At 70.6% G+C, this 5023-nt stretch carries 3 protein-coding genes; 1 reads left to right on the forward strand and 2 read right to left on the reverse strand.

Features of this window, described 5'->3' with window-relative positions; translation table 11 throughout:
- Positions 1–154: 154 nt before the first annotated feature.
- Both AB0I68_RS38675 and AB0I68_RS38680 read right to left on the reverse strand, forming a co-directional pair.
- Positions 155–826: a TetR/AcrR family transcriptional regulator gene (locus AB0I68_RS38675; RefSeq protein ID WP_030865813.1), complete on the reverse strand. Its 672-nt coding sequence runs from the start codon at positions 824–826 to the stop codon at positions 155–157.
- A complete protein-coding gene (locus tag AB0I68_RS38680) occupies positions 826–1818 on the reverse strand; it encodes a fatty acid desaturase (RefSeq protein ID WP_363182133.1) in 993 nt (330 codons plus the stop codon). The genes AB0I68_RS38675 and AB0I68_RS38680 overlap by 1 nt, the downstream gene beginning before the upstream one ends.
- A gap of 452 nt (positions 1819–2270) precedes the next feature.
- Here AB0I68_RS38680 and ppc point away from each other — a divergent pair, with 452 nt between their 5' ends.
- A complete protein-coding gene (gene ppc, locus AB0I68_RS38685; RefSeq protein ID WP_363182134.1) occupies positions 2271–4964 on the forward strand; it encodes a phosphoenolpyruvate carboxylase in 2694 nt (897 codons plus the stop codon).
- The last annotated feature ends 59 nt before the right edge of the window (positions 4965–5023 follow it).

Here is a 5023-nt window from a genome sequence, read left to right on the forward strand (position 1 = left end):
AGCGCCTCGAAGAACCTCGCCTTCAGCACCTCAAAACCCATGATCCCCGCAACTCCCTGAACTCCAGGGTGTTGCGGGGATCAGTAGAACCGGCCATCTCCGGTGACGGGGCGCCGTCGCATCGTCGCGTCGTACGCCGCCGCCGCGGCGGCGCTCAGCTCTTGCGGTGGCCCACCAGCCGCGGCTTCGACTCCAGCCCGTCCAGCCCGTGCCAGGCCAGATTCACCAGATGCGCCGCGACCTCCGCCTTCTTCGGCCGGCGCACGTCCAGCCACCACTGCCCGGTCAGCGCGACCATCCCGACCAGCGCCTGCGCGTACAGCGGGGCCAGCTTGGGGTCGAATCCGCGCGCCTTGAACTCCAGCCCCAGGATGTCCTCGACCTGCGTGGCGATATCGCTGATCAGCGAGGCGAACGTACCCGTCGACTGGGCGACCGGGGAGTCCCGGACGAGGATCCGGAAGCCGTCCGTGTACGACTCGATGTAGTCGAGCAGCGCGAACGCGGCCTGCTCCAGCAGTTCCCGCGGATGCCCGGCCGTCAGCGCGCCCGTCACCCCGTCCAGCAGCTGGCGCATCTCCCGGTCCACGACGACCGCGTACAGGCCCTCCTTGCCCCCGAAGTGCTCGTACACCACCGGCTTGGACACCCCGGCCTTCGCCGCGATCTCCTCCACCGACGTGCCCTCGAAGCCCTTCTCCGCGAACAGGGTGCGGCCGATGTCCAGCAGTTGCTGACGCCGCTCGGCGCCCGTCATCCTGACCCGGCGGCCCCGCCGGGGCTTGTCGCTGCTGGAACTGCTGCCGTCGATCGCCACGTCCCCCATCATGCCGCGTTCGACGCGTTTTCCCTGCGCCGGGCGTCGATACGGGCCTCGGACGGCCAGCGCACGTCCGTCGCCCAGCCCGCCAGCTCGAACCAGCGGATCAGCCGGGCACTGGAATCGACCTGGCCGCGCAGCACACCGTGCCGGGCCGACGTCGGGTCCGCGTGGTGCAGGTTGTGCCAGGACTCCCCGCACGAGAGCACCGCGAGCCACCACACGTTGCCGGAGCGGTCCCGCGACTTGAACGGGCGCTTGCCCACCGCGTGGCAGATCGAGTTGATCGACCACGTCACGTGGTGCAGCAGCGCCACCCGCACCAGGGAGCCCCAGAAGAACGCCGTGAACACACCCCACCAGGACAGCGTCACCAGGCCGCCGACCAGCGGCGGGATCGCCAGCGAGACGATCGTCCAGAGGACGAAGTCACGCGAGATCCGCCGGATCGCCGGGTCCTTGACCAGGTCCGGGGCGTACTTCTGCTGGTTTGTCTGCTCCTCGTCGAAGAGCCACCCGATGTGCGCCCACCACAGCCCCTTCATCAGCGCCGGGACGGTCTCCCCGAACCGCCACGGCGAATGCGGGTCGCCCTCGTGGTCGGAGAACTTGTGGTGCTTGCGGTGGTCCGCCACCCAGCGCACCAGCGGCCCCTCCACCGCCATCGAACCCATCACGGCCAGCGCGATCCGCAGCGGCCGCTTCGCCTTGAAGGAACCGTGCGTGAAGTACCGGTGGAAGCCGATGGTGATCCCATGGCAGGCCAGGAAGTACATGAACGCCATCAGGCCGAGATCCAGCCAGCTCACCCCCCAGCCCCAGGCCAGCGGAATCGTCGCCAGCAGCGCCAGGAAGGGAACGGTGATGAACAGCAGCAGCGCGATCTGCTCGACCGAACGCTTGCTCTCGCCTCCGAGGGTCGCGGAGGGCGCGGTGGAATCGGAATCGGAATCCGAGGTCGCCGAGGCGTCCTCGATCAGCTCGGGACTGGTGGTCATGGGATCCCCTGGGGGGTGAGGAATCGGCGGACGCCCTGGCGCCCGCCCAGGCTACGGACGCGTAACCTACGGCATCGTAAGTATGGCAAAGCCACAGCCCCCGACAAGAGGAGCGCGACCAGGCCGGGGCGCGCGAAGCGCGCCCACCCCTGCCCGCGCGCCGCCTGGTGAGACGTTTAGCAGGGCACGAGGCCCGGACACCTATCCTGGTGTCGTCGGACAGCGCGGTCCGCACGGGCAGCCGAGCTGCGCATCAGGCAGGGGACACCCCCTGGGCCCCCTCCCAGCCGTGGCTGGGGGAGGAATCCGGGGAGACACACCCCCGCGCACCCCGGAGCCCACCTCCCAGTAGCGCTCGAACACTGCAAGGAGCCGCACCTGTGAGCAGTGCTGACCAGGCCTCCTCCACCCCGGCCAAGGCCCAGGCCACCGCCGTCGCCGCCAACGCAGAGCTGCGGGCGGACATCCGCCGCCTCGGCGACCTCCTCGGCGAGACCCTCGTCCGCCAGGAAGGCCAAGAACTCCTCGACCTCGTCGAACAAGTGCGCGCCCTGACCCGCACCGACGGCGAAGCCGCCGCCGCACTGCTCGGCGACACCGACCTGGAGACCGCCGCCAAGCTCGTACGGGCCTTCTCCACCTACTTCCACCTCGCCAACGTCACCGAACAGGTGCACCGCGGCAAGGAACTGCGCGCCCACCGTGCCGCCGAGGGCGGGCTGCTGGCCCGCACCGCCGACATGCTCAAGGACGCCGACCCCGAACACCTGCGCGAGACGGTCAAGAACCTCAACGTCCGCCCCGTGTTCACCGCACACCCCACCGAGGCAGCCCGCCGCAGCGTCCTCACCAAGCTGCGCCGCATCGCCGCCCTCCTCGAGGAGCCCGTCTCCGGCGCCGGCGAACGCCGCCGCCACGACCTGCGGCTCGCCGAGAACATCGACCTCGTCTGGCAGACCGACGAGCTCCGCGTCGTCCGCCCCGAACCCGCCGACGAGGCCCGCAACGCCATCTACTACCTCGACGAGCTCCACGCCGGCGCCGTCGGAGACGTACTCGAAGACCTCGCCGCGGAACTCCAGCGCGTCGGCGTCGAGCTGCCCGCGGGCACCCGCCCCCTCACCTTCGGCACCTGGATCGGCGGCGACCGCGACGGCAACCCCAACGTCACCCCCGACGTCACCCGCGACGTACTGATCCTCCAGCACGAACACGGCATCACCGACGCCCTCGAACTCGTCGACTTCCTGCGCGGACTCCTCTCCAACTCCATCCGCTACACCGGCGCCACCGAGGAACTCCTCTCCTCCCTCCAGGCCGACCTCGAACGCCTCCCCGAGATCAGCCCGCGCTACAAGCGGCTGAACGCCGAAGAGCCCTACCGCCTCAAGGCCACCTGCATCCGCCAGAAGCTCGTCAACACCCGCGAGCGCCTCGCCAAGGGCACCCCCCACGAGGAAGGCCGCGACTACCTCGGCACCGCCGAGCTCCTCGCCGACCTCACCCTCCTCCAGACCTCCCTGCGCGAACACCGCGGCGCCCTCTTCGCCGACGGCCGCATGGACCGCACCATCCGCACCCTCGCCGCCTTCGGCCTCCAGCTCGCCACCATGGACGTCCGCGAACACGCCGACGCCCACCACCACGCCCTCGGCCAGCTCTTCGACCGCCTCGGCGAGGAATCCTGGCGCTACGCCGACATGCCCCGCGACTACCGGCAGAAGCTCCTCGCCAAGGAACTCCGCTCCCGCCGCCCGCTCGCCCCCACGCCCGCACCCCTCGACGCCGCCGGCCAGAAGACCCTCGGCGTCTTCTCCGCCATCAAGGACGCCTTCGAGAAGTTCGGCCCCGAAGTCATCGAGTCCTACATCATCTCGATGTGCCAGGGCGCCGACGACGTCTTCGCCGCCGCCGTCCTCGCCCGCGAAGCCGGCCTCATCGACCTCCACGCCGGCTGGGCCAAGATCGGCATCGTCCCGCTCCTGGAGACCACCGACGAGCTCAAGGCCGCCGACGTCATCCTCGACGCCATGCTCGCCGACCCCTCCTACCGACGCCTCGTCTCCCTGCGCGGCGACGTCCAGGAGGTCATGCTCGGCTACTCCGACTCCTCCAAGTTCGGCGGCATCACCACCAGCCAGTGGGAGATCCACCGCGCCCAGCGCCGACTGCGCGACGTCGCCCACCGCTACGGCGTCCGCCTGCGCCTCTTCCACGGCCGCGGCGGCACCGTCGGCCGCGGCGGCGGCCCCTCCCACGACGCGATCCTCGCGCAGCCCTGGGGCACGCTCGAAGGCGAGATCAAGGTCACCGAGCAGGGCGAGGTCATCTCCGACAAGTACCTCGTACCGTCCCTCGCCCGCGAAAACCTCGAACTGACCGTCGCGGCGACCCTGCAGGCCTCCGCCCTGCACACCGCCCCGCGCCAGTCCGAGGACGACCTCGCCCGCTGGGACGCGGCCATGGACACCGTCTCCGACGCCGCACACACCGCGTACCGCGCACTCGTCGAGGACCCCGACCTGCCGGCGTACTTCTTCGCCGCCACCCCCGTCGACCAGCTCGCCGACCTCCACCTCGGCTCCCGCCCCTCCCGCCGCCCCGACTCCGGCGCCGGCCTCGACGGCCTCCGCGCCATCCCCTGGGTCTTCGGCTGGACCCAGTCCCGCCAGATCGTCCCCGGCTGGTACGGCGTCGGCTCCGGCCTCAAGGCCCTGCGCGAAGCCGGCGGGGAGGCAGCCCTCACCGAGATGGGCGAGCGCTGGCACTTCTTCCGCAACTTCCTCTCCAACGTCGAGATGACCCTGGCCAAGACCGACCTGCGGATCGCCCGCCACTACGTCGACACCCTCGTACCGGACGGCCTCAAGCACGTCTTCGACCGCATCGAGGCCGAACACGAGCTCACCGTCCGCGAAGTCCTGCGCATCACCGGCGGCGAGAAGCTCCTCGACTCCCACCCGGTCCTCCAGCAGACCTTCGCCGTCCGCGACGCCTACCTCGACCCCATCTCCTACCTCCAGGTCTCCCTGCTCGCCCGCCAGCGCGCCGCCGCCGAACGCGGCGAAGACCCCGACCCGCTGCTCTCCCGAGCCCTGCTGCTCACCGTCAACGGCGTCGCGGCAGGCCTGCGCAACACCGGCTGACCTCCCGACGTACGGCAAAGCCCCCGCCCTCCGGATCCGATCCGGAGGGCGGGGGCTTT

The organism is Streptomyces sp. NPDC050448, assembly GCF_040655295.1.
Lineage (GTDB): Bacteria > Actinomycetota > Actinomycetes > Streptomycetales > Streptomycetaceae > Streptomyces.

What these genes read in the sequence shown, in the direction of transcription:
- AB0I68_RS38680 (WP_363182133.1), bottom strand. Translation starts at nt 1,818, where the DNA reads ATGACCACCAGTCCCGAGCTGATCGAGGACGCCTCGGCGACCTCGGAT.
- AB0I68_RS38675 (WP_030865813.1), bottom strand. Translation starts at nt 826, where the DNA reads ATGGGGGACGTGGCGATCGACGGCAGCAGTTCCAGCAGCGACAAGCCC.